The 21,806-nt window shown below is 47.6% G+C and carries 23 protein-coding genes; 19 read left to right on the top strand and 4 right to left on the bottom strand.

What is annotated here, in order from left to right; genetic code table 11:
• The 6 genes from IFU39_RS30360 to IFU39_RS30385 form a co-directional block, all read left to right on the top strand.
• A partial coding sequence (locus tag IFU39_RS30360) for a hypothetical protein (RefSeq protein ID WP_192136368.1) occupies positions 1–380 on the top strand: 380 nt, incomplete at its 5' end.
• Between the two features lie 151 nt (positions 381–531).
• The gene (locus IFU39_RS30365) at positions 532–795 is read left to right on the top strand and encodes an AbrB/MazE/SpoVT family DNA-binding domain-containing protein (RefSeq protein ID WP_091018775.1); all 264 of its coding nucleotides are present in this window, start codon (positions 532–534) and stop codon (positions 793–795) included.
• Positions 792–1,205 (top strand): type II toxin-antitoxin system death-on-curing family toxin, encoded by a 414-nt coding sequence (locus IFU39_RS30370; protein ID WP_192136369.1) that lies wholly within the window; start codon positions 792–794, stop codon positions 1,203–1,205. Before IFU39_RS30365 ends, IFU39_RS30370 begins: the two co-directional genes overlap by 4 nt.
• 326 nt (positions 1,206–1,531) lie before the next feature.
• On the top strand, positions 1,532–2,263 hold the full coding sequence (locus IFU39_RS30375; RefSeq protein WP_091018771.1) for an ABC transporter ATP-binding protein: 732 nt from the start codon (positions 1,532–1,534) through the stop codon (positions 2,261–2,263).
• A 21-nt stretch (positions 2,264–2,284) separates the two neighbouring features.
• Positions 2,285–3,532: an ABC transporter permease gene (locus IFU39_RS30380; RefSeq protein ID WP_192136370.1), complete on the top strand. Its 1,248-nt coding sequence runs from the start codon at positions 2,285–2,287 to the stop codon at positions 3,530–3,532.
• Positions 3,533–3,644: 112 nt separating this feature from the next.
• Positions 3,645–4,028 carry a hypothetical protein gene (locus IFU39_RS30385; protein ID WP_091018768.1) on the top strand — a complete coding sequence of 128 codons (384 nt, stop codon included), beginning with the start codon at positions 3,645–3,647 and terminating at the stop codon, positions 4,026–4,028.
• Positions 4,029–4,204: 176 nt separating this feature from the next.
• Here the strand turns inward: IFU39_RS30385 and IFU39_RS30390 are convergent, their stop codons facing one another.
• Positions 4,205–5,473, bottom strand: a complete 1,269-nt coding sequence (locus tag IFU39_RS30390) for an NAD(P)/FAD-dependent oxidoreductase (RefSeq protein ID WP_091018765.1) — start codon at positions 5,471–5,473, stop codon at positions 4,205–4,207.
• 213 nt (positions 5,474–5,686) lie between these two features.
• Here IFU39_RS30390 and IFU39_RS30395 point away from each other — a divergent pair, with 213 nt between their 5' ends.
• From IFU39_RS30395 to nadE, 3 genes are all read left to right on the top strand, one after another.
• On the top strand, positions 5,687–7,363 hold the full coding sequence (locus tag IFU39_RS30395) for a two-component system sensor histidine kinase NtrB (RefSeq protein WP_192136371.1): 1,677 nt from the start codon (positions 5,687–5,689) through the stop codon (positions 7,361–7,363).
• Between the two features lie 222 nt (positions 7,364–7,585).
• On the top strand, positions 7,586–8,020 hold the full coding sequence (locus IFU39_RS30400) for a BrxA/BrxB family bacilliredoxin (protein ID WP_091018761.1): 435 nt from the start codon (positions 7,586–7,588) through the stop codon (positions 8,018–8,020).
• A gap of 139 nt (positions 8,021–8,159) precedes the next feature.
• Complete coding sequence (gene nadE, locus IFU39_RS30405) at positions 8,160–8,969, top strand: ammonia-dependent NAD(+) synthetase (RefSeq protein ID WP_091018759.1); 810 nt, start codon at positions 8,160–8,162, stop codon at positions 8,967–8,969.
• 160 nt (positions 8,970–9,129) lie between these two features.
• Here the strand turns inward: nadE and IFU39_RS30410 are convergent, their stop codons facing one another.
• Positions 9,130–9,945, bottom strand: a complete 816-nt coding sequence (locus tag IFU39_RS30410) for an alpha/beta hydrolase family protein (protein WP_091018757.1) — start codon at positions 9,943–9,945, stop codon at positions 9,130–9,132.
• A 249-nt stretch (positions 9,946–10,194) separates the two neighbouring features.
• Between IFU39_RS30410 and acpS the strand changes: the two genes are divergently transcribed.
• Together acpS and mutY are read left to right on the top strand one after the other, a co-directional pair.
• Positions 10,195–10,593, top strand: coding sequence for a holo-ACP synthase (acpS, locus tag IFU39_RS30415; RefSeq protein ID WP_091018755.1), 399 nt, complete (start codon positions 10,195–10,197; stop codon positions 10,591–10,593).
• A gap of 29 nt (positions 10,594–10,622) precedes the next feature.
• The gene (mutY, locus tag IFU39_RS30420) at positions 10,623–11,987 is read left to right on the top strand and encodes an A/G-specific adenine glycosylase (RefSeq protein ID WP_192136372.1); all 1,365 of its coding nucleotides are present in this window, start codon (positions 10,623–10,625) and stop codon (positions 11,985–11,987) included.
• 312 nt (positions 11,988–12,299) lie between these two features.
• Here mutY and IFU39_RS30425 read toward each other — a convergent pair whose 3' ends face one another.
• Positions 12,300–12,911 carry a superoxide dismutase gene (locus tag IFU39_RS30425; RefSeq protein ID WP_036614138.1) on the bottom strand — a complete coding sequence of 204 codons (612 nt, stop codon included), beginning with the start codon at positions 12,909–12,911 and terminating at the stop codon, positions 12,300–12,302.
• A 419-nt stretch (positions 12,912–13,330) separates the two neighbouring features.
• Between IFU39_RS30425 and IFU39_RS30430 the strand changes: the two genes are divergently transcribed.
• The 8 genes from IFU39_RS30430 (at position 13,331) to IFU39_RS30465 (ending at position 20,245) form a co-directional block, all read left to right on the top strand.
• Positions 13,331–13,756: a GNAT family N-acetyltransferase gene (locus tag IFU39_RS30430; protein WP_017690782.1), complete on the top strand. Its 426-nt coding sequence runs from the start codon at positions 13,331–13,333 to the stop codon at positions 13,754–13,756.
• 346 nt (positions 13,757–14,102) lie between these two features.
• Positions 14,103–14,687: a signal peptidase I gene (gene lepB, locus IFU39_RS30435; RefSeq protein ID WP_091018817.1), complete on the top strand. Its 585-nt coding sequence runs from the start codon at positions 14,103–14,105 to the stop codon at positions 14,685–14,687.
• A gap of 171 nt (positions 14,688–14,858) precedes the next feature.
• The gene (queG, locus tag IFU39_RS30440) at positions 14,859–16,739 is read left to right on the top strand and encodes a tRNA epoxyqueuosine(34) reductase QueG (RefSeq protein WP_091018752.1); all 1,881 of its coding nucleotides are present in this window, start codon (positions 14,859–14,861) and stop codon (positions 16,737–16,739) included.
• 15 nt (positions 16,740–16,754) lie between these two features.
• On the top strand, positions 16,755–17,786 hold the full coding sequence (locus IFU39_RS30445) for an HD-GYP domain-containing protein (protein WP_017690779.1): 1,032 nt from the start codon (positions 16,755–16,757) through the stop codon (positions 17,784–17,786).
• 165 nt (positions 17,787–17,951) lie between these two features.
• Positions 17,952–18,215 carry a YneF family protein gene (locus tag IFU39_RS30450; RefSeq protein WP_017690778.1) on the top strand — a complete coding sequence of 88 codons (264 nt, stop codon included), beginning with the start codon at positions 17,952–17,954 and terminating at the stop codon, positions 18,213–18,215.
• A gap of 97 nt (positions 18,216–18,312) precedes the next feature.
• Positions 18,313–18,906 carry a GTP cyclohydrolase I FolE gene (gene folE, locus IFU39_RS30455; protein WP_036668229.1) on the top strand — a complete coding sequence of 198 codons (594 nt, stop codon included), beginning with the start codon at positions 18,313–18,315 and terminating at the stop codon, positions 18,904–18,906.
• Positions 18,907–19,095: 189 nt separating this feature from the next.
• Entirely contained in the window at positions 19,096–19,950 is an 855-nt protein-coding gene (locus IFU39_RS30460) for a lipoate--protein ligase family protein (protein WP_192136373.1), read from the top strand.
• 70 nt (positions 19,951–20,020) lie between these two features.
• Complete coding sequence (locus IFU39_RS30465; RefSeq protein ID WP_036614132.1) at positions 20,021–20,245, top strand: hypothetical protein; 225 nt, start codon at positions 20,021–20,023, stop codon at positions 20,243–20,245.
• Positions 20,246–20,393: 148 nt separating this feature from the next.
• On the opposite strand, the gene IFU39_RS30470 is transcribed toward IFU39_RS30465, so the two are convergent.
• Positions 20,394–21,674 (bottom strand): Fe-Mn family superoxide dismutase, encoded by a 1,281-nt coding sequence (locus IFU39_RS30470; protein WP_091018748.1) that lies wholly within the window; start codon positions 21,672–21,674, stop codon positions 20,394–20,396.
• Positions 21,675–21,806: the final 132 nt, after the last annotated feature.

The following is a 21,806-nucleotide window of genomic DNA, read 5'->3' on the forward strand; positions in this document are numbered from 1 at the left end:
ACAGCGATCGTACCACGAGCAGTAACTTCACGAATGAAAGTCGTGGAAGCTTGGATCTGGGTCTGAACGCGAAAGCAGAAGGTGAGAGTGCAACAATGACTCAAACTGAACGCAACAAAAGCTTGAACGACCGTGAGCGTAACACGGGCAGTAACTTTGCTAATGAAAGTCATGGAAGCTTGGATCTGGGTCTGAACGCGAAAGCCGAAGGCGAGAGTGCAACGACGGCTCAATCTGATCGCACTAACAGCGTGAAAGACAGCGATCGCAACACGAGCAGTAACTTTACGAATGAAAGCCGTGGAAGCTTGGATCTGGGTCTGAACGTGGATGCGGATGCAGAGAGTGAAACTACATCTGTGGTGGAGACAAATCGGTAATATGAGATTTTCACTGTAATATGAAGAAGCAGGGGCTCCGGAACCCTGCTTCTTTTTTATGCTTTTCAAAATTCGAAATAATATGCAAATGGACAAGGATTTCAGTATAATTGTTATAACAGTTGAATAGTATAACTAAGGAGGGAAATGAATGAATAGGGTGAGTGAAATGGAACGAAAAGTAACGAAATTTGGTAATAGTCTTGGATTAACCATGACGGATGCCTTCAAACAAATTGGTCTTGAACAAGGTGACATGGTTCAAATTGAGGTAAATCAGTCTAACGGGGAAATTATTATTAAGAAGTCTACAAAAGTCAATTTGCCTAACGGAATCAGTAGTGATTTTATGGATACATTAGCTGATGTGATAGGTGAATACGATCAAACTTTGAAAGGTCTCAAGGATAGATGAGCATGACCCGGTATTTGAGCATACAAGAGGTTATTGCGATCAATGTCGCTATGATTAAGCGTTACAGTCCTGGAGAGCAGATTGGAGTTAAAGATTCTGGTCTGCTTGAATCCGCGATTATAAGAGCGCAATCATCAGCTTTTGGTAACGAAGCCTACCCATCTGTATATGAAAAATCTGCTGCAATTTTTCAATCTTTGGGCCAAAGCCAAAATCATCCTTTTCATAATGCCAATAAAAGAACGGCTTTTACCGCACTGGTAATCTTCCTGCGTTATAACAATGTGTATCTTAAAATGGATCAAACTTTTGCTGAGGACTTTACTGTCGATACGGTGAACCACAAGTACACATTTGAAGAACTGGTCTCGATTATTCGTACATACTGTGTTACTGAAAATGAAATATAATAGTAAGCAATAAGTCATACTTTACTATGATTTATTGCTTTATTTTATTGCGGAAATTTACACGAGAACGTAGAGGGCAGAAAGAACCAGAAGAAGCGGAGCTAAAAGCTTTCTGCAAGAAAGCTACTTCGGAAGCATATTCTTCGCCTTTATCCCCCGATTTTCACCTTGTCAAATTGATTCAAAAAATCGGGGGATAACAGCGATCGGAAGGTTGTTCTGTCATCGCAGTGTGCAGTGTAACTGGTCTTTAGTTCAACGGATATAGATTACAATAAAACATAAAGAACGAGTTAAACACCTGATCAGAACAGGGAGTGAATAATATGGGAATGGAATATAAAAGCAAGGAAGTACAAGAGTCCATATTGGACGTACATATTACCGAGGCAGGATACGAGCCGGGACAATCGACCATACGCAATATTCGAATGAGTGTGGCGCGAGGAGAATTGGTAGGTATTATCGGACCCAATGGTGCGGGCAAAAGTACGACGATCAAAACGCTTCTTGGTCTTCTGGAACATGCGAACTATGAAGTGACGATTGGAGGAGATGGTCGTTATGCCTATATCCCGGAGCAACCGGTTTTTTATGAATATATGACGCTATGGGAACATCTTGATCTGGCGGCAGCGGCATATGAAATGGAGGAAGAAGCTTTTGTTGCCAGAGCGGAGGAACTGTTGATTCGTTTCGGGATGGACCATGTTCGAAATGATCTTCCAGCCAGTTTCTCAAAGGGCATGCGGCAGAAAATGATGTTGATGATCGGATTTCTGTCTTCACCGGATATCTATATTGTGGACGAGCCGTTCATCGGGTTGGACCCTCGTGCAACCAAGGATTTTCTAAAATTACTTGATGATGAACGCCGTCGCGGCGCGGGTGTGCTCATGTCTACGCATGTGCTGGATACCGCTGAACGAATCTGCGACCGGTTTATTCTGATTGCTTCGGGCAGATCTGCTGCCGAGGGAACATTGGATGAGATCCGTGAAGCAGCAGGATTGCCGGAAGCCTCTTTGTTTGACTGTTTCGATGTACTGACGTCTTAGATAGAGAGAGGGTGAGAGAGAATGGAAACTTCCCAGCGTTATACCCCACTTCGTTTATACAGACGAAGACGCAAAGAGCACTTCAGGGAACAGATGAAAAATCTCAGACTCGTCGTGGATTGGACAGTGTGGGTATACCTGCTTGTTCCGGGTCTGCTCTATCTAATTGGATGGTACACGAGTCTGTGGACCAAACCGCTGCCTGCATGGGCGACAGGATTACCGCTCCCCGTACTGACTGGGCTGATTGACGTCGTTATGCTTACCGGTGGTGTGTTGATATTTGTGGAGGAAGCGGATGTATTGTTTCTGAAATCAAGGCCGTTGTGGATGCGCACGTTAATGAGGCAAGGGCTCTACCGGTCCTGCCTGCAACATCTGGGCAAAATGATCCTGATTACAGCGCTGACCGCACCCCTGTGGTCCCGTGTCTATGAGATGTCGAATCTCCAGATTGCACTTATGGCTGTCTGGTTTGGTGCAGTAGCTTCATTCCAAGCCATAACATTACATATGACGAAGGTTCGACATACAGGATGGCGGCGTTGGATTCAGATGATCCCTCTCGTCGTTGGCATAGGTTACATGACCATTCATGCGACATCACGGATGTATGGACAGACGTGGAAAATCAGTTTTGGAATCGTAATTATCATGCTTCTTCTAATTACAGTTGGACAGATGAGGCTATTGATGAAGGGAACGTTTGAAGGGGATGTGCGGGAGGATCTGCGGAGCAGGCTGCAGCTTACAGCTCTAATGTTAAGCCGGGCGGTGAGCAAGCCGAAAGCCCCACGAACACGGTCCATCATCTTCCGCAAACCGCGTAAACTGTTACGCAATCGTTCCATCGCGAATCGGACAGCGGAGATTGCGTTCAAGGCATTTTTCAGGAACTCGGCCACGATGAAATTGTATCTGCAGCTTGGCGGACTATCCATCGCAGCAGTTGCCTTGCCACCTTTTCCGGTCAATGTCATTGTGTGTGCGTTATTAATCATCATGTTGACGGTGATGTTTTATCGTTCCTGGGATGTTTTTGCAACCTCGGACTATGCTCAGCTCATAACGTATGATTCGGAGGCGCTGCATCTTGCGGGTTCAATGATGGTTCGGATGTTGTTCATCCCGATTGGTATTCTTATGGGATTCACGCTGGGATTGGCCTGGCTCGGCTGGATCGTCGGTATTCTGACAGCTGCAGGTGCGGTGGCCTTCGGACTTTGTGTGTTATCTATTGCCGGGTGGGTTCGGCTTACCCGTGGCTAAAGGAATTCCTTTCTAATTCGGAGCATATCGTGCGCTATAACTGACCATGCTATAGAAGAAGAATCTCATCCATGGATGATGAGAGATTAGCTGTAGCAAGGAGGAAGAGACGATGATGGATAATAGCGAACTACAGGTGCACTTTTCAGACGATTCAGCGTTGAATGCCGCAAGGGCAACCTTGGAGGAATTGGGATATAAGCCATATCAGTCCGGCCCGCTGGAATTGTACATCCCTACAGATCGCCAAGATCCTCAGTCTGCCGTAGAGATTGTACAATCTCATGGAGGCAGTGCCGTATTTGCCTCACAGACGGAAGAGCTGGATCAGTTTCAGAATATATCAATTCCGGCTCATCTCGTGAATGAAGACTGGAATGAGGGTTATGCAAACGGAAACCAGGGAAGCCAGACGGAGCAAGGCAGACATAACTATAGCGATGACCCGACATACGATGATTCGGCTGATGGATTTTCAGGCAGTGTGAAAGCATAGAAGCATCACAAGCTAAGAGCAGTTCGAGCCAATTTTTCTAAAATGGAACAATGCCCAAAACCCCCGATCTTCCACAGATGTGGATATCGGGGGTTTTGGCATCTGAAGCAATTCATCGCTGATGATGCCATTAGGCATGATTCGTAATCAAAAGCGGACTTTTTGAACAACCTCTATTATAGTTTAGCGTGTTTATATTCAGCTGCATGCATACCAGCCGTATATCCTGTGGAGAATGCAGCGGTGATATTATACCCTCCAGTGTAGCCGTGAATATCCAAAACTTCACCGCAAAAGAATAGTCCAGGCAGCAGCTTGGATTCCATTGTTTTTGGGTATATCTCCTTTAAGTGGATTCCTCCCCCAGTAACAAAGGCTTCTTTGAGCGATCTTGTTCCGTCTGCACGGAAGGTAAAAGCCTTCATTAGCCCACACAAGTTGCTTAACATACCTTTGGGAAAATGGTGGAACGTAAGGTCATCGCTGATCTCTGCCCGTTTCATCATTAAGGGAATCATACGTTCAGGAACCCATGTTTTTAAAATGTTTTTGACAGCCTTGCGGGATTCTTGTTCCAATACCTGTTGCACCTGTGCTTCCAATGCACCTGGGGACAGCTCCGGGAACAGATCAATGCTCATAATGACCTGTGGGTTTCCAGTCTTCATCTGTACCTTGCGGATAAATTGGCTGCAGCGCAGTGCAACCGGTCCAGACACTCCAAAATGCGTGAAGATCATATCCCCGCGATGAGAGATGACTGTTTTTCCTTTGGCATCCACTACGGATAGAGCGATATCCCTCAAAGACAAACCTTGCAGTTCTTTGGACTGAATCCAACTCTCCCCAGACACAATGGGCACTTCGGTTGGATATAATTCTGTAATGGTGTGGCCCGCAGCCTCAGCCCAAGGATAACCATCTCCGGTAGATCCGGTTTGGGGTACGGACTTGCCGCCGGTAGCAATGATGACAGAGCGCCCAAGAATGGTTTTACCGGATATCAATTTAACACCCTGTACCTGTTGACCGTTCTGAATAATTTCCTTGACCGGTTCTTTGGTGCGAATCTCAACGCCGAGGGAGACAATCTTGCCTACCAGCGCATCCACAACTGTTTTCGCTTTATCGGTTACAGGGAACATTCTGCCGTTGTCTTCTTCTTTCAGGGCAATTCCGAGATTCTCGAAGAAACGCATGATTCCCTGGTTGTCCAGATTCTGAAACGAACTATATAAAAAGCGTCCATTACCGGGAATATGTCGGATGAGTTCATCCGTTTCCTTGGCATTGGTTACATTGCATCGACCTCCGCCAGAGATGCCGAGTTTACGACCCAGTTGATCTCCTTTATCCAGCAGAAGCACGGAGGCTCCATGCTCGGCAGCAGCAACGCAAGCCATCAGGCCCGCAGATCCACCACCAATTACAATGACATCATACATATGTTATTACCCTCTTTTTTCATTGATTTTGTCTGTTTTACGTAAAATGTGTCTACTCCTGGCTTTTTCTGAAATATAATGGAGTTATGAGCAGTTCTATTGTGCAGTCTTAAGGGATATATTGTAATATACTGTCGCCTATGTTTTAATCAGAAATACATGAGGGAATGTGCAGGCAGAGGAGGAGATGGCATTGTGGTTGCGTTAAAGGACATGCTTTTACAAGTACTGCTGGCAGGGTCGGCGGTATTTCTGATTCCCTTATTCCGTCTGGTACTCTCCAAGCGGGTTATTGCCAGAATGGAACATGACGGAACCGTTCATACCAGTTTTGCTGTGACAAGTGCCCTGAGCATGTTATTGTGTCTGCTGTTTGCGCTCTATGCAAGCCCGGTGGCCGTACCCATATCATTAAGCATCGTACCTGTGATACTTGTTATTTTGTATTGTAAGTCCGCTATAGGCGTAACGCTGTCCATTCTACATATTCTCTTCTATTTTCTTTTTGCGCATCCCTATGAGCTGTACGGATTTCTCCTTCATACGGGTATTCTTCTCTATCCTATTGTATGGTTGTCTGCCAAACGATTCAAGCATAATACACCTTCACGCAAAATGGCGATCCTCATCATCCTGATTACAATGGAACTGGTTGTAACGAGTCTGTTATGGATCGCATCCCTCCAGAATGAATCCACGTACTCTGCGACCTACATGATACTTACAGCACTTGGGTATACCGCTGGAGCCATTGTTGCGGGCAGTCTGAGTCTGCTATGGCTGGAACGGATGAAGCACTATCGCGGGCTGGAGCAGCATCTCTCGGAAGTCCACCATCGATACATAGCCGAAACGGAGAAACTTCATCAGATTCTGAACGCAGTGCCTCTCTCCATTGCCACTGTAGATAAACAAGGTACAGTGATGTTTGTCAATGAGATGATGGAGCATACCGCAAGGGAGCAGCTACCTTGTACCTCCACACCTGATCTCATTGGACAGCCTGCCAGTCAATTTGTTGAACAAGGTCAGGCGGATAAGATGGATAAAAGCATTCGCAGAGCCGTCCTTCATGGTGAGATTAGTGGGTTGACCGTTCGTTACGGTGCACACGTATTTCAGTCCCGAACCGTACCGATTTATGCCTTTTCAACAGAATCTGCGAGAGAAGTTACAGGAGCCATGCTGATCATTCAGGATATCACGGAGCTTGAGATGTTGCGAAGTGAACTGGATAATGTGGATCGTCTCAGTCTGGTGGGGCAGATGGCTGCAAGCATTACGCATGAAGTGCGTAATCCAATGGCGGTTGTGCGGGGTTTTCTTCAACTTATGCAGGAAAAGAGTCCTGATTCCCTCGATCACTATTACCGGATCGTTCTGGAAGAGCTGGACCGGGCCAACAGTATCATTAATGATTTCTTGTCTTTGGCTCAGAATCGTATTGCCGAGAAAGAAGAATCCCAGCTTCACGATATCATACATGAACTCAGTCCGTTGTTATGGGCGGATGCGAACCTGCGTGGTCAGAGTATAGAACTCATGTTGGCCCATAATGTGCCGAAGCTGCATCTCAATTCTAAGGAAATCAAACAGGTGGTGTTGAACCTGGCTCGTAACGGGATGGAAGCCATGAATGAGAAGGGCGTGCTTACGCTGGAGACGCGGATAGTGGATGATAAGGTCGAACTGTGTGTACGAGACACAGGGCCTGGTCTACCCAGGGTGAAGAAGGAAAAGCTGTTTGAACCTTTCTATACGACAAAAGCCAAGGGGACCGGACTTGGATTGTCCATGTGCCTGAGTATTGTGGAACGACATAACGGAACCATTACTGTGGAATCGGAGGAAGGCCAGGGCACGACCTTCAAAGTGGCATTTGAACGTTAGTCATTCAGCATATTTTGCCAGACATTGAGACATAATATTATGGAAGAAGCCTTTCCGCAGGCGGTTTCTGAATCTTGCTTTCATTGCTTATGGATGTATAATAGGAATAGCACATCATTACATCCATAATGTTCGATATGAATGTAACGTTGTTTTGGAGAGTTTATTGGCCTTTAATTCGATCGAGATCATAGAACAACCATTTATAAGGAGTGAAACCGAATGTCGATGTCATTTGATCAATACATGAAAGATATGGTTCAACCGATGCGGGATGATTTAACTCGTCTGGGAATCCAGGAGTTGCGTACTCCTGAAGAAGTGGAAGCAAGTCTTCCGGATGCAAAAGGAACAACGCTGGTTGTCATTAACTCTGTCTGCGGATGTGCCGCGGGTCAATGTCGCCCAGGTGTGTCCCAAGCACTTCAGCACGATATTACACCGGATCACCTGTACACTGTATTTGCTGGTCAGGACAAAGAAGCCACTGCAAAAGCACGTGAATTCTTTGCACCGTATCCTCCATCTTCACCGTCCATCGCTCTGATGAAAGACGGAGAACTCGTTCACTTTATCGAGCGTCATCAAGTGGAAGACCGTTCTGCAGAGGATATTGCGGCTGATCTCAAAAGTGCATTTGACCGTTACTGCCGTTAATTCGCTCCAATAGAACGCCCCGCCCTTCGGATCACCGATGCCGGGGCGTTTCATTTTGGATAGATAAGGTTATTGAACCATTCGGACCTTTCAAGCTGGACATCAAATTTCATTCATTTAGAAACGGGGTGTGTGAACGATGAGTTTGCAACAACAGATCATCGCTGAATTGAAGGTTAAACCAAGCATTAATGAGGAAGAGGAAGTACGCAAGCGTGTTGATTTTCTGAAGACGTATGTGAAAAATGCGGGTGCCAAGGGTTTGCTGATTGCGATCAGCGGCGGTATCGACAGTGCAGTGGCTGCGGCGTTGTGCAAAAAAGCAACGGACGAGCTTACGCAAGAGAACAACCAAGAGTACAAAACGCTTGGTGTGTTCCAACCTTATGGTGAACAATCCGATATCGATCACAGCTACGCTGTAGCCAAAGCATACGATCTGAAGCATGTCGTGGAAACCAATATCGAAGATGCAGTGAACGAGATTGCGCTGGAAGTGGAGCAAGGTTTCAAATCCTTGGGCAGCCCACGCCATATGACTCACCAAGGCAAAGGTAATGTTAAGGCGAGAACTCGTATGGTTATGCAATATGCGCTTTCGTTTGAAGAGAACCTGCTCGTTGTAGGTACGGATCATGCATCCGAAGCCATCACAGGCTTCTATACCAAATGGGGCGATGGCGCTGTGGATATCACGCCACTAAGCACCCTGAACAAACGTCAGGTGCGCCAGCTGGCAGCATATCTGAACGTGCCACAAGCTATTTTGGACAAGGCACCATCTGCAGGACTATGGGAAGGTCAGACGGACGAAGATGAACTGGGAATTTCGTATGAAGCGAACAGCGACTATCTCGAAGGCAAACAGATCGATCCGGCTGCACAAGAGCGCCTCGAAGCGTTCTATACGCGCACACATCACAAACGTAATGCCATTCCTGGTATCTAATACGGGTGGATGAACATGATCGTTATAGGCTGTTAACACCAACATTGAAATACCGTCCCTCTTAGGGAATGCAAAAAGAGTCACTGCTCACGCAGTGACTCTTTTTGTTATGTGGAACGAGAAACCGCAAAAATCCAGGTGACTACTATATAAAGATGTGTTAGCTATTCCAGTCTTTGATCTGTTGCAGGGTTTGGGTGATGGCTTGCTCCAGTTGCGGAGTGGTTTCTTTAAATGGGTGAACGGTGTTGAAGGTGTGGTTTCCCTCATTAATCTGGTGCCACGGGATATCAGGGCGTGCTTGCACAAGTGCGGCAGAACCGTCCCGCAGACGTTGGGGATCTTCTGTTCCCTGAATGAGTGCGACTCGCACAGGTGAAGAAGCCAAGCGGTCAATGATAGCGTAACGTTCGCTATGCTTGTCCAGGTCTTCCAGAATAGCTACGTCCAGTGGCATCTGCTGGCCTGTTCGTCCGTTAACGACATGGCTGCGGCCATGCGTACGCATTTCTTCTTTTTGCTCCGCTGTAAAGAGATCCAGATTGGTTACGCCATTCCAGGAGATGACACCTGCCACCTGCTCGGGGTGATCCAGTGCATAGACGAGACTCACGCCTGCACCGCGGCTATGGCCAACCAGGTATACAGGAAGTCCAGTGAGTTCAGGTTGTGTAGCCACATATTCCAGTACCAGGGCCAGATCGGAAAGCTCCCGGCTGTAGGTATTCACTGCGAACTTTTCAAGTTCAGAGAATTGCTCCAGATATTCGCCGATACCGTTGTGAGAGAAATTAAAGGTCAGCACATGATGCGTCTGGCTTAGCTGTGCAGCTGCGTAGGGGAACATACCCCAGTCTTTGAAGCCTTTGTATCCGTGAGCCAGAATGATGACACCTTGAGCGGGTTGTTGTGCAGGGAAAAAGTCTCCGCGAATGATCGCATCTACGTCAGTGGGCAATTCAAAAGTTATGGGCATTATTCAGACCTCCTAAGAATTTCAGACGATTCCTGATTCATATTTTAGCATATATGGTAATGCGGATAGGTACTCGCTTCTGATCGCCCCTCCTGCTACAATAGAATACGTGTTCGGAGAGTTACGGATCATGTGATTGAATGGAGATCTTTTACAATGCATGTTCAAAAAGAGCGGTTTTCAGTACCAAGAAGGTGGAACTTTTGAACAACCTCTTACAGTATAAAAGATTAAGCGGGTGAAGCGTTGATGATATATGGCATAGGCAATGATGTGCTGGAGATTGGACGTATGCGGAAGCTGCTGTCCGGTCGCCATGCGGAAGCTTTCATAAAACGAATTTTAACGTCAGCAGAGCGGGAGATCGCAGTTCGTCGAGGGAAGCGGATGACGGAGTTTGTATCCGGTCGATTTGCAGCGAAAGAAGCGGTGTCCAAGGCATTTGGCTGCGGTATTGGTGGCATAATGGGCTTCACTGACATTGAAGTGCTGCCTGATGGGACAGGACGTCCAGTGGCCTCGTTGTCCAGTCAAGCCTGGGAACGTCTGCAGTTGCCATATGATAAGCAATATGACATTCATTTGAGCATTACACATCAGACGGAATTGGCAGCGGCCTTTGCGATCGTGGAGCAGATGGAAAAGTAGTTAGCTTGGTAATAGGAGAGGACGGAAATATGGGTTTACAGGAACAGAAACAACATTTCAGCGTGAATTTGCTGGACTGGTATATGATCAACCGACGGGATTTGCCGTGGCGGCGCCACAACAATCCGTATTTTACATGGGTATCGGAGATTATGCTTCAGCAGACTCGGGTGGATACGGTAATTCCGTATTTCAATCGTTTTATCGGGAATTTCCCGACCGTACAGGCGTTGGCGGAAGCACCCGAAGAGGATGTGTTGAAAAATTGGGAGGGACTCGGTTATTACTCCCGTGCACGTAATCTTCAGGCAGCCGCGAGACAAGTCATGGAGCTGCACGGAGGCGAGATGCCGCAGGACAAGCCTGCTGTCTTTGCATTAAAAGGGGTTGGCCCCTACACGGCCGGGGCCATTCTCAGCATTGCCTTCAACCAGCCGCAACCTGCGGTAGATGGCAATGTCATGCGGGTACTGTCCCGATACTTCCTCATCGATGAGGACATTATGAAGGGCAGCACCCGGGTGTTGATGGAAGAGCTCGCAGGAGAGCTCATTCCGGAAGGGCGGGCGCGTGATTTCAATCAGGCGCTGATGGAGCTTGGCGCGCTGGTATGTACACCCAAAGCGCCGCACTGCCTGACTTGCCCGGTCATGGAGCAATGTTCCGGCCGTATTGCCGGAAGAGAGCTTACACTGCCGGTCAAGACCAAGGCGAAGCCGCCGCGCCCTGAGCAGCGGCTGGTCGCGATTGTGGAGGGCCGCGGTGATCATCGCGGCCAAGTGCTTGTGCGCCAGCGCCCAGACACGGGCCTATTGGCCCGCATGTGGGAGCTACCGCATGTGCTCGCGGCGCCCGCCGCAGCAAGCAAGAAGGCGGCGCCGCTGGCGGATGAGCCGGCCATGGCATTGCTGGCCGGCAGTCTATGGGCGGAAGGCTTCGCTGCCCGCCCGGAAGGGCTGGCTACCCATGCGGAGCATGTGTTCAGCCATATTGTCTGGAGCCTGCAGGTGTACAAGTGTACCGAGCAGGACCAGAGCAGTGAGCTTCCGCTAATCGCAGCGGAAGCCAGAGCCGCCTACGATGCACAGGCGGCAACAAGGGAGGGCACAGCCTCATTATCAGCTGTGTCACCTGAGTCAGACATAACGCATTCATCGGAGCCAGGCATGCCTAAGGCGCAGAACATCGCAACATCGCTTAACGAGGGAGAGATGTTGGCACCATCTGATGTTAGTGACCTAGCGCTGAGCACTCCGACACTGACTGGTAAAGGCGATGGCTTGACCTACCGCTGGATCGGACCGGAAGACATGGACAAGATGGCATTCCCTAACATATTTCTGAAGCTGATCAGCAGTTATTTTGCCGGTGCGTATGATCAAGTGAAGGATTAAATGGGGAAGCTAACGAACCCCAGAGGTCTTATTATGTGGATATACCACAATTATAAATTCTAACGAACCTGAGTGACGTTATCTTAGCCAAATCAACCCAAAAGTGCGCATCAAAGCTCGTATTTGGGGAAATAGCTACTCTGAGATTTGTTAGGTTCGCGATACGATGAAATATGGAGCAATAGCGGGTCCTGGGTTCGTTAGAAACAAAACACCCATTAACTATAGCGATAGCAAAAAGAGAGCCTGATCACGGTCACGACGACCGAATCAGGCTCTCTTTTATGTTAACTGTTGCATACTAAAACAGTCTTATTTTGCAGAAGCGTAACGTTTGTTCACTTCATCCCAGTTGATTACATTCCAGAAAGCGGCGATGTAGTCAGGACGTTTGTTTTGGTAGTTCAGGTAGTAAGCGTGCTCCCATACATCCAGACCCAGAACCGGAGTCAGACCTTCGAAGAGAGGGCTGTCTTGGTTAGGTGTGCTAGTGATGGACAATTTGCCATCTTTGCCAACTACGAGCCAAGCCCAGCCGGAACCGAAACGAGTTGTAGCTGCTTTAGCGAAATCTTCTTTGAATTTATCAAAGCCACCCAGTTCGCTATCGATAGCTGCTGCGATATCGCCTGTAGGAGCGCCGCCGCCGTTAGGTCCGATGATTTCCCAGAACAAGCTGTGGTTAGCATGTCCACCACCATTGTTGCGAACCGCTGTGCGGATGCCTTCTGGTACGCTGTCAAGGTTAGCGATCAGATCTTCCAAACTTTTTTCTTGCAGTTCAGGAGCGCTTTCCAGAGCTGCGTTCAAGTTGGTTACATAAGTATTGTGATGGCGATCGTGGTGGATTTCCATCGTTTTTGCATCGATATGTGGTTCCAGTGCGTCGTTAGCGTAAGGAAGTGCTGGTAATTGAAAAGTCATAATGAAATACCTCCTGAGATTTTAGTTTTTTTGAAAACAGGTACATATGTAATAATACCCTTGCCACTAATATTAAACCGCATTCGGGCTAATTAAGCAACATTTTTGTTTATTAAGTCCCCCGAGGCGTTGATCTAATGATGGGCCAGAGATAACAAACATATTTTACCCTTTATGAATATATTTATGTGTTTTCAGGCGTTTAAATAGAGGTAAAGTTTAATATTCGTATGTAAACGGTTACAATTAAGCGCTTTCAAAAGAAAATGCGTGTTTTATGGAGAAAAGTATGGTTTAATTGACGAAGAAGCGGTATTTTCTCGTTTTTTGTCATTATATGAACATTGGGTTTTTGGTAAAAAGGGATTCCCTTTTTGTAAAAAACCTCATCTAAGCTAACGAAAAGGGAGATTTAAGACATGCACGTTCGTTCCTTTCAGTTGAGTGATGCAAGCCAGATGACGGAGCTTCTCCAGGTTGCACTATCGGAAGAGTGTTATGAGAACACGATGGGCCCGTTTGCCCGTCAATTGTCATGGGATTCTGACCTGATCATGGTTGCGGAAGAAGAGGGAGACCTCGTAGGCGCTTTGATCGGTACGATTGATCACAACCAGGGTTGTATCTACCGTATTGCGGTACATCCAGACTATCGTCGCCGTGGAGTCGGCAAAACACTTGTCGAGGCTATGGAACAGCGGTTCCAGCAGCGTAAAGTCAGCCAAGTATGGGTGGCGGGTGATGAGCACAACAAAGTAGCCATGCCTCTATATGAAGCAATGGGTTACGGTGCGAATCAGATTATGAGCGCTTTCCAGACTCTTAGTATTTTGTCCAAAGCTTAGTTTGCATGTTTAAAAAGAAATAAAAAAAGATTTTCATTTCATATTAGGCATATCTCTTTAACGTGTAAAAAACGTGAGGGATGTGCCTTTCTATTTGTATGAGCGTTCTTTACGTAATATTCCTCTGGTTTTCTCATTCTCTAACATACTTCGGAGTCTCCGAATTCTATTTAAATTAACGCGGTTATCCCGGCTGTATTCACGATAACGAAGGTACTGGTGCTCATAACCAATTGTTTCACTCTCCCAAATGGAGTAGACTGAAAGGGAGTATGGTTACCATGTTACAAGTTTAATTCAACTATTTAATAAATGAGGTGTCCCTTTGAATTCCAATAATCATTCAATGGAACATGTGACTTCCGAGGAACATAATGAACCGCCAAAGCCTGAACAACCGGGAAAATCCTGGGTTGTCGAGCTGTGGGACTGGGTCAAAACGATTGTTGTTGCTTTTGTAATCATGATGCTGCTGAACCTGTTTGTGTTTAATCTGTCAATGGTCAAGGGACAGTCCATGCAGCCGACACTGGTTGAGCGAGATCGCCTTTTCGTCAACAAAATCGTATACCATCTGGGTACTCCTTCCCGATCAGATGTGATCGTACTTCGTGATCCAAGCGAAGGCTTGGAGAAGAAGGATTTTCTGGTGAAACGGATCGTTGGACTTCCGGGAGATACAATTGAAGTTAGGGATCACCATCTATATGTGAACGGTGAGCAACAAGCGGAAACGTACACCGATATTGAGGTGCAGGACCCTGATTTTGGCCCAATCACACTGGAGCCGGATCATTTCTTCGTGATGGGGGATAATCGTCATGAAGGCAAAAGTAAGGACAGCCGAGTGTTTGGCAGTATTACATCCGACCAGATTGTAGGCAAGGCTGAATTTATTTTCTGGCCGTTTTCTGAATTGAAGAAATTGTAAAATTCTTACAGGACAACAACTTCAGACTGCATTTTGCGTTAAACCATATAGACTCGTTCCGTTTGAATTCAAATATGTAAGGCATATATAGAAATTAACGCCTGTCCTCTTACCGTGAGGCGGGCGTTCACTATTTACGGAATAAGTGTCGGAAGAAGAGAGGGAAGAGAAATGACGAGCGTACAGACCGGGGCAGCACAGGATGCCTCCATATGGGAGAAGTTAAAACAGGAGATCAAGGCAGCTGGCCCCGGACTGGGCATTGATGATATCGGATTTGCTTCGGCTGATCCCTTTGTTTCCCTGAAGTCGCTGCTGGAGCAGTCGCGGGATAAAGGGTATGCTTCAGGTTTTGAAGAGCCGGATATTGAAAAAAGGGTGCACCCCGCCTTAAAAGATGGCGAGCCTGCTTCACTCATTGCAATAGCCGTGGCATACCCATCCAAAATGGTGAATCCGCCGAAATCGGAGCCTGGTGCGTATCGAGGCATTTTTGCCCGTTCGGCTTGGGGTCAGGATTATCATCAGGTCCTGCGTGCAGCGATGGACAAGTTGGTCAATTTTATAAAGGAACGCGTACCTGAAGCCATGATCGAAAGCATGGTAGACACTGGAGCATTGGTGGATCGTGCGGTGTCCCAGCGTGCGGGGATTGGTTTTAGTGCCAAAAACTGTGCCATTATATCACCCAAATTTGGTTCATGGATTTTTCTCGGAGAACTGGTAACGAATATTCCTTTTCAACCAGACACACCTGTGACCGAAGACTGCGGTGAATGTACAAAATGTATCGATGCCTGTCCTACAGGAGCATTGGTGGGGCCGGGGCAGTTGAATTCACAGCGTTGTATTTCTTTTGTAACCCAGACGAAAGGGTTCGTGGATGAAGAATTTATGCTGAAAATAGGCAACCGTCTGTACGGTTGTGACACGTGTCAGATCGTATGTCCGAAGAACCGGGGCAAGAACTGGGATCACCATCCCGAATTTCACCCTGATCCGGAGATTGTGAAGCCGTTGTTGCTACCACTACTGGACATTGGTAACCGGGAATTCAAGGAACGTTTCGGTCAGAGTTCCGCCGCTTGGCGGGGCAAGAAGCCGATTCAACGCAACGCCGTTATTGCCCTGGGCAATTTCAAAGACAAAAGTGCTGTACCCAAACTTACAGAAGTATTAAAACGTGATCCGCGCCCCGAGTTGCGGGGAACCGCAGCCTGGGCGTTAAGCAGAATTGGAGGAGAAGACGCCATGAGAGCAATTGGGGAAGCTGCCGCTAACGAACAAGATGGGAACGTACTAAGCATGCTGCAGAAGGCCGAGGAGCGACTGAGTTCGTCCGAGACCTTACCCAAACAGCCACAGGCTGGGCAAGTGAGTGAAAAGCAGCCAGAGGAACAGAACAACGAGAACAATGCTTTACGTGCGTTACAACAGGATTTGAAAATGGAAGCTGGGATTGAACCGGGTAGTGAGCAGTCTGCACAGCCTGACAAACCGGAAGCCGCAGCGTGGAAACCTTCAGCCGTTACGGGTCTTCATGGCAAGCCCGTATACTACGATGAGGTACTGACACCGATTGGTACTCTTACGTTATGCGCGACGGATGAAGGGCTGTGTCATATTGATTTTGGCGCCTTTCACGTACGGGAAGCTCATCTGCAACAATGGGCCCGCATCTGGATTGGCGAGTATCGATATGAGAAGAATGAAGAGAAGCTCAGCGAAGCTGCAAAGCAGTTAAAGGAGTATTTTGCAGGGGAGAGAAAAACGTTCGACTTGCAGCTTGATCGGCTTGGAACACCATTCCAGCTACAAGTATGGCAAGTACTGTCCGATATATCTTATGGAGAGGCCTCATCACACCAACAGGTTGCGGAAATCATCGGCAGACCCAAGGCTGTTCGTGCAGTTCTGGACGCCATTAGCAAGAATCCGATTCCGATTATTATTCCCTGTCACCGTATCAGTGGTAAAGACGGTACCCTGGTGGGTTATGTAGGCGGTCTGCAAACCAAGGAGCAATTGCTCGCATTGGAGCAGCTATCGTAAGAGCGGGGGACGTTCATGAAGTATGTAAACGTGGAGAGCGTGGAAGCGGGGGAGCTTCTGGGCAAGACGGTATATTCCAGTAACGGCACGGTATTGCTGTCTGCCGGAGTCCAGCTCACCGTATACATGGTCAATACGCTGAAGCGTATTGGCGTGACCATGTTATACATCCAGGATGAAGCGTATAAAGATGTGGATGCAGAAGACATTCTGGATGAAACCACGAAACGGGCAATAATTAACGAAATGAGTGTCACACTCGAATCCATTCGATCCGGGAAAGACTGGAGTCCGAGAAAGGTTGCCCTCAGTATAGAGAAGTTGCTGAATGATGTACTGAACGGGCGTGAAATGCTTGTGCAGCTCACCGATATTCGTACCAAAGACAATGCACAGTATGTTCATGCGATGAATGTATGTTTGTTGTCTTCGGTCATCGGACTGAATATGGGACTCAATTATAATCAACTGAAGGACCTTGCTGTGGGGGCATTATTGCATGATATTGGCAAAGTGGGGGAACCTCCTGGCAGTGGCTCTGCTGCAAATTCTTCGCTGCACCATACATGGCGTGGATTTGAAGTGATTAAGAACAAACGGGAGTTCAGTCTGTTGGTCGCCCATACGGCCCTGCAACATCATGAGCATGTAGATGGTACAGGCATGCCGAGGGGAATCAAAGGGAGTGACATTCATCTGTTTGCGAGAATCGTTAGTGTGGCTAATATCTATGATAATCTCATTAATGGTTTATCCAAGGACAGTTTGATGCCACATGAGGCCTGTGAAGAGATGATGGCGTTGTCTGGTACAAAGCTCGATCGGGACATTCTGATTGAGTTCAACAAGAGTGTATCCGTGTATCCCAATGGTACAGCGGTACGACTGTCCACCAAAGAGACTGGAGTCATTGTGCGTCAACATCGGGGATTACCCGGCAGACCTGTAATCAGGGTGGCACGCGGAAGTACGCGTTATTCTCTGGATGTGGTTGAAATCGATCTGGCTCAGCATACAACCGTTTTCATTGAAGCTGTCATGACGTAGCTTATGTGCGGTTCAACTGGAAAATCCGTTTGCTCAAGGCGTGCGGAAATGCTATGATACTTTCAGGAAATCCGGTCTGTGTCAGGTTTGCAACATGTGCGCTTAACATCATGAAGTGACACGGATTATCAGGCTTTTTAGAATGCATACAGAGGTGTCTAAGAGATGGATATTGTTATACCGATTATTACATTGATTGTTGGTCTGGTCGGGGGATTTTTCATCGGGGTGTTCTACTTGCGTAAACAACTTGAGAAAATGCAAAGCAATCCGGACATGCTTCAGAAAATGGCGAAGCAAATGGGCTACAACCTGAATGGCAAGCAAATGCAGCGTGCCCAGCAGATGATGAAGAATCAGCAGCCAGGAGCGAAAATGCCTCAGCCGCAACAGCATCCTGCGCGTAAAAGTTCGGGCCGCCGAAAATAATAGCAGGGAATAACTGCTTAAAGTGCGTGTTCAAAAAGTTGGGTCGCACTTTTTGAACAACCTCTTACAGTAGTGGTTCGAAAGGAGGCGTTTGGCAGTGGCTGGCGTTAAAGATTATTTGAATTCAAAAGTATCCGACAATCGGGAGAAGATCGAGTATCATGTAGAGCAGATCCTGAAATTGATCGGGGAAGATAGTACACGTGAAGGGCTGCTTGAAACGCCTGCACGTGTGACCCGAATGTATGAAGAAATTTTTGGTGGTTATGAAGTAGATCCACGCGATGTGCTCGGTGTCACGTTTGACGAGAATCATGAAGAACTGGTTATCGTTAAGGATATCGTCTACTACAGTCAGTGTGAGCACCATATGGCGCCGTTCTTCGGCAAGGTACACATTGGCTATGTACCAAGCGGCAAGATCGTTGGTCTGAGCAAAATGGCTCGTCTGGTCGAAGCAGTAACACGTCGCCTTCAAGTTCAGGAACGTATTACTTCACAGATTGCTGACATTCTGACAGAGGCCGTTGAACCTCATGGAGTTATGGTCGTTGTGGAAGGCGAGCACTTGTGCATGTGTTCCCGCGGCGTGAAGAAACCGGGAAGCAAGACGGTAACGTCTGCTGTACGTGGTTCTTTCCGTGAGAATCCGGCACAACGTGCGGAGTTCTTGTCTTTGGTGAAAGATTAAGATCAGGTATGTCCACACGCTGGACAAGCCGGATGTGTAAGTTCCTTTGGTTTTGGAAGCAGTAGTTTCTAAGCCATAGGATGTGATATAAATAAGCCGTGTTCCCTGGGAACCGGCTTATTTATATATGTGTTGTCATTCCTATATACTGGATACATATGAATTCGTTAAGCCGGAGGTAATGGAACGATGAGTGTACCTTCCCATTCAGATCAACCGGTTCAACCGGAAAAGGGACTACAGGCAGATCAACAGGCTACATTGCGTCTGCAAATCTGGGAGACACCACTCATGCGACAAGGGAGTAGTGTACTCGAAGCTTTTGCTTGGGAAGAAGTTATGTGCAGGCGGGTTGGGGCAGGGCATCTACCTGTTGCACATATATGGAGACACCCAGCTGCCTTTGTAGCGGGTCTGCGTGACCGCAGGTTGCCACAGGCTGTAGAAGCGATGGAACAGATTAGAAGCCAAGGTACAGCGGTCTGTGTTCGGCCTTCCGGTGGAGCGGCAGTACCCTTGAACCCAGGGGTAGTTAATGTGTCACTGATTCTGCCTAATCCCGGACATGCCATCAATATTCATGATGATTTCCGGGAGATGGCTTCAATTATTGCCGAGTCGCTAACGCCGTGGTCGAATCAGGCGCAAACTGGTGAGGTTCAGGGTGCTTTTTGCCCGGGAGATTATGATGTCAGTGTAGGTGGCCTAAAATTCTGTGGTATTGCCCAGCGTAGGCAAGCAAAGGCGTATATTATTACTGCTTTTATTATTGTGGAAGGTCAGGGAGATCAACTGGCAGCGGACGTGCGACAATTCTATCAGCATGCAGCAGGCGGGGCGAGTGAAGGATATCCCGATGTTCAGCCTGGCACGATGGCAAGTCTGAAAGAATTGGCAGGTGTACCTTCAGCTGCGGCATATACTGCGGCTTTGGTTCGTACACTGCGCGATCGCTATCCACAGGCGGAGACTAGCAGGGTGCTTAGCGTTCGTTCTGAAGAAGTGCGCCTGACAGCTGAGCAGATGAAGCTGCGCTACGACTAACACTTTTTACTAGGGCTTGGAATTGGTTAATAGAGATGATATGATGTGATTTCGGAAGGAGAGTGTTAGGATGGACACATTGAGATATACGTATTTATATGAGGTTGTATCAACAGGCGAAAAATCCGAGTTCAGCCAAATGGCAACAAGCAAGGAAGAGGCTGCTGCACTGATCGTTGCACGTATAGCCGATCTGGAGTTTACAGATGAGTCTGATATCAAGCTGGGCGATCTGATCTCCATTAGCAAACAGGTTGGCGACAACTATGTGGCGTGCGAGGGCTGTGCTTCTTAAGTGAACATTTAGAAATAGGAAGTCTCTCAAAATACAAGCAAGTCTCTTTTTACAGGAGGCTTGCTTTTTTGTATACACCAAAAAGAGATATCTTTCAGTCATTCGGCTGGAGATATCTCTTTTTTCTCTAATCGATCTAACTCCAAGCTTAGTAAGGCGGCCACAACAACTTGCGTGCCGTTTCGTAACGCTCCGCAACAGCGGGCCAGTAGACAACGTTCCACCAATCCTCGATATATTTTTTGCGTTCATTCTGATGTTTCAGATAGTAGGCATGTTCCCACACATCCAGTGGCAGGAGCGGTACGATATCGGACTGGGACAGGTTCTGGTGTTTTTCCGCCTGCAAAATCTCCAAACGATGTGCTCTCGGGCTCCAGACAAGCATCGCCCAGCCACTGCCTTCCACTTTGTTCGCGGCTTCTGTGAATTGATTCTTAAACGCTTCATAACTTCCGAAATCTCGCTTGATCTGCTCTGCCAGCATACCGGAAGGTTTGCCGCCGCCAGCAGGATTCATAATCGTCCAGAAGATCGTATGCAGGTAGTGGCCTGCCCCGTTGAAGGCGAGTTCACGTTCCCAATGTTTGATGAGTTCAAAGTTATTCTTTTTTCGCGATTCCGCCAGCTTCTTCTCTGCTACATTTAATCCGTCCACATAAGATTGATGGTGTTTGTCATGATGGATACGCATCGTCAGCTCATCAATATGTGGCTCCAGCGCATTGTACGCATAGGGAAGAGGGGGCAGTGTGTGCCCTCCAATGGGAACCGGCTTTTCTTTTACGGGAGGTGCTGTAGTGCTGGGTGTGGCTTGTGTTGTTCCGGTAGAAGGCGGTTGAACGGTTGCAGATTGGATCTGAGCTGAAGCGGCAGGTGCATTTACATTCCCCTCTGGAGAAGTTGGAGCTTCTGAAGCTTGGCGATGGACGCTTCCGGACCCTGACGTATGAAGCGCATTTTCCAGAAAAAGTGATGGCTCCGAATCCGTTTCACGCAAGATGCCCGGTTGGCCAAGCGTATCCAATACGCCCAGAAAATACTCCGATTCGCGGATAAAATGCAGAATGAGTACTTTGGCAAGCGGAACAGCTTGCACAGCAGCACTTTGTTCCAGAAGAACATACAGCTGTTTGATGAACTCTCTCGATTGCTGCCGAGCTGCCAGCACAAGTTGATCGATACAACGAACCATGTAGGGAGCAGGTGGATGGGTTGCGGGCAATAGTTGTTTTAAAAGCTGATTGGCTACTCGCTCACTGTTTGCAAAGGTAACCTCCCATTCCTCCAGCAGCTTGACGTATGGGGGCTCCAGATCAGGAACCAGGGCACGGATGACGAGTGTATGTTCTTTCTCTTGCTCTTTCCAGAAACGAATTTCCTCCAATGTCCGCAGAGGCAGCAGGTGACCATATCCATACCAGTTCATCTATGTTGAACCTCCTTCAGATGAAATTCATTGCATGCAGACCGTCTGTTCATGCGTCACAAGAGTATATTCCGCGAGCTTGTTGTCCTATGAGTACAAAAAAAGAGCCCCTGAGGGCTCTGGAAAAAATTC

It is taken from the genome of Paenibacillus sp. CFBP 13594 (assembly GCF_014842675.1).
Classification (GTDB): domain Bacteria; phylum Bacillota; class Bacilli; order Paenibacillales; family Paenibacillaceae; genus Paenibacillus; species Paenibacillus amylolyticus_B.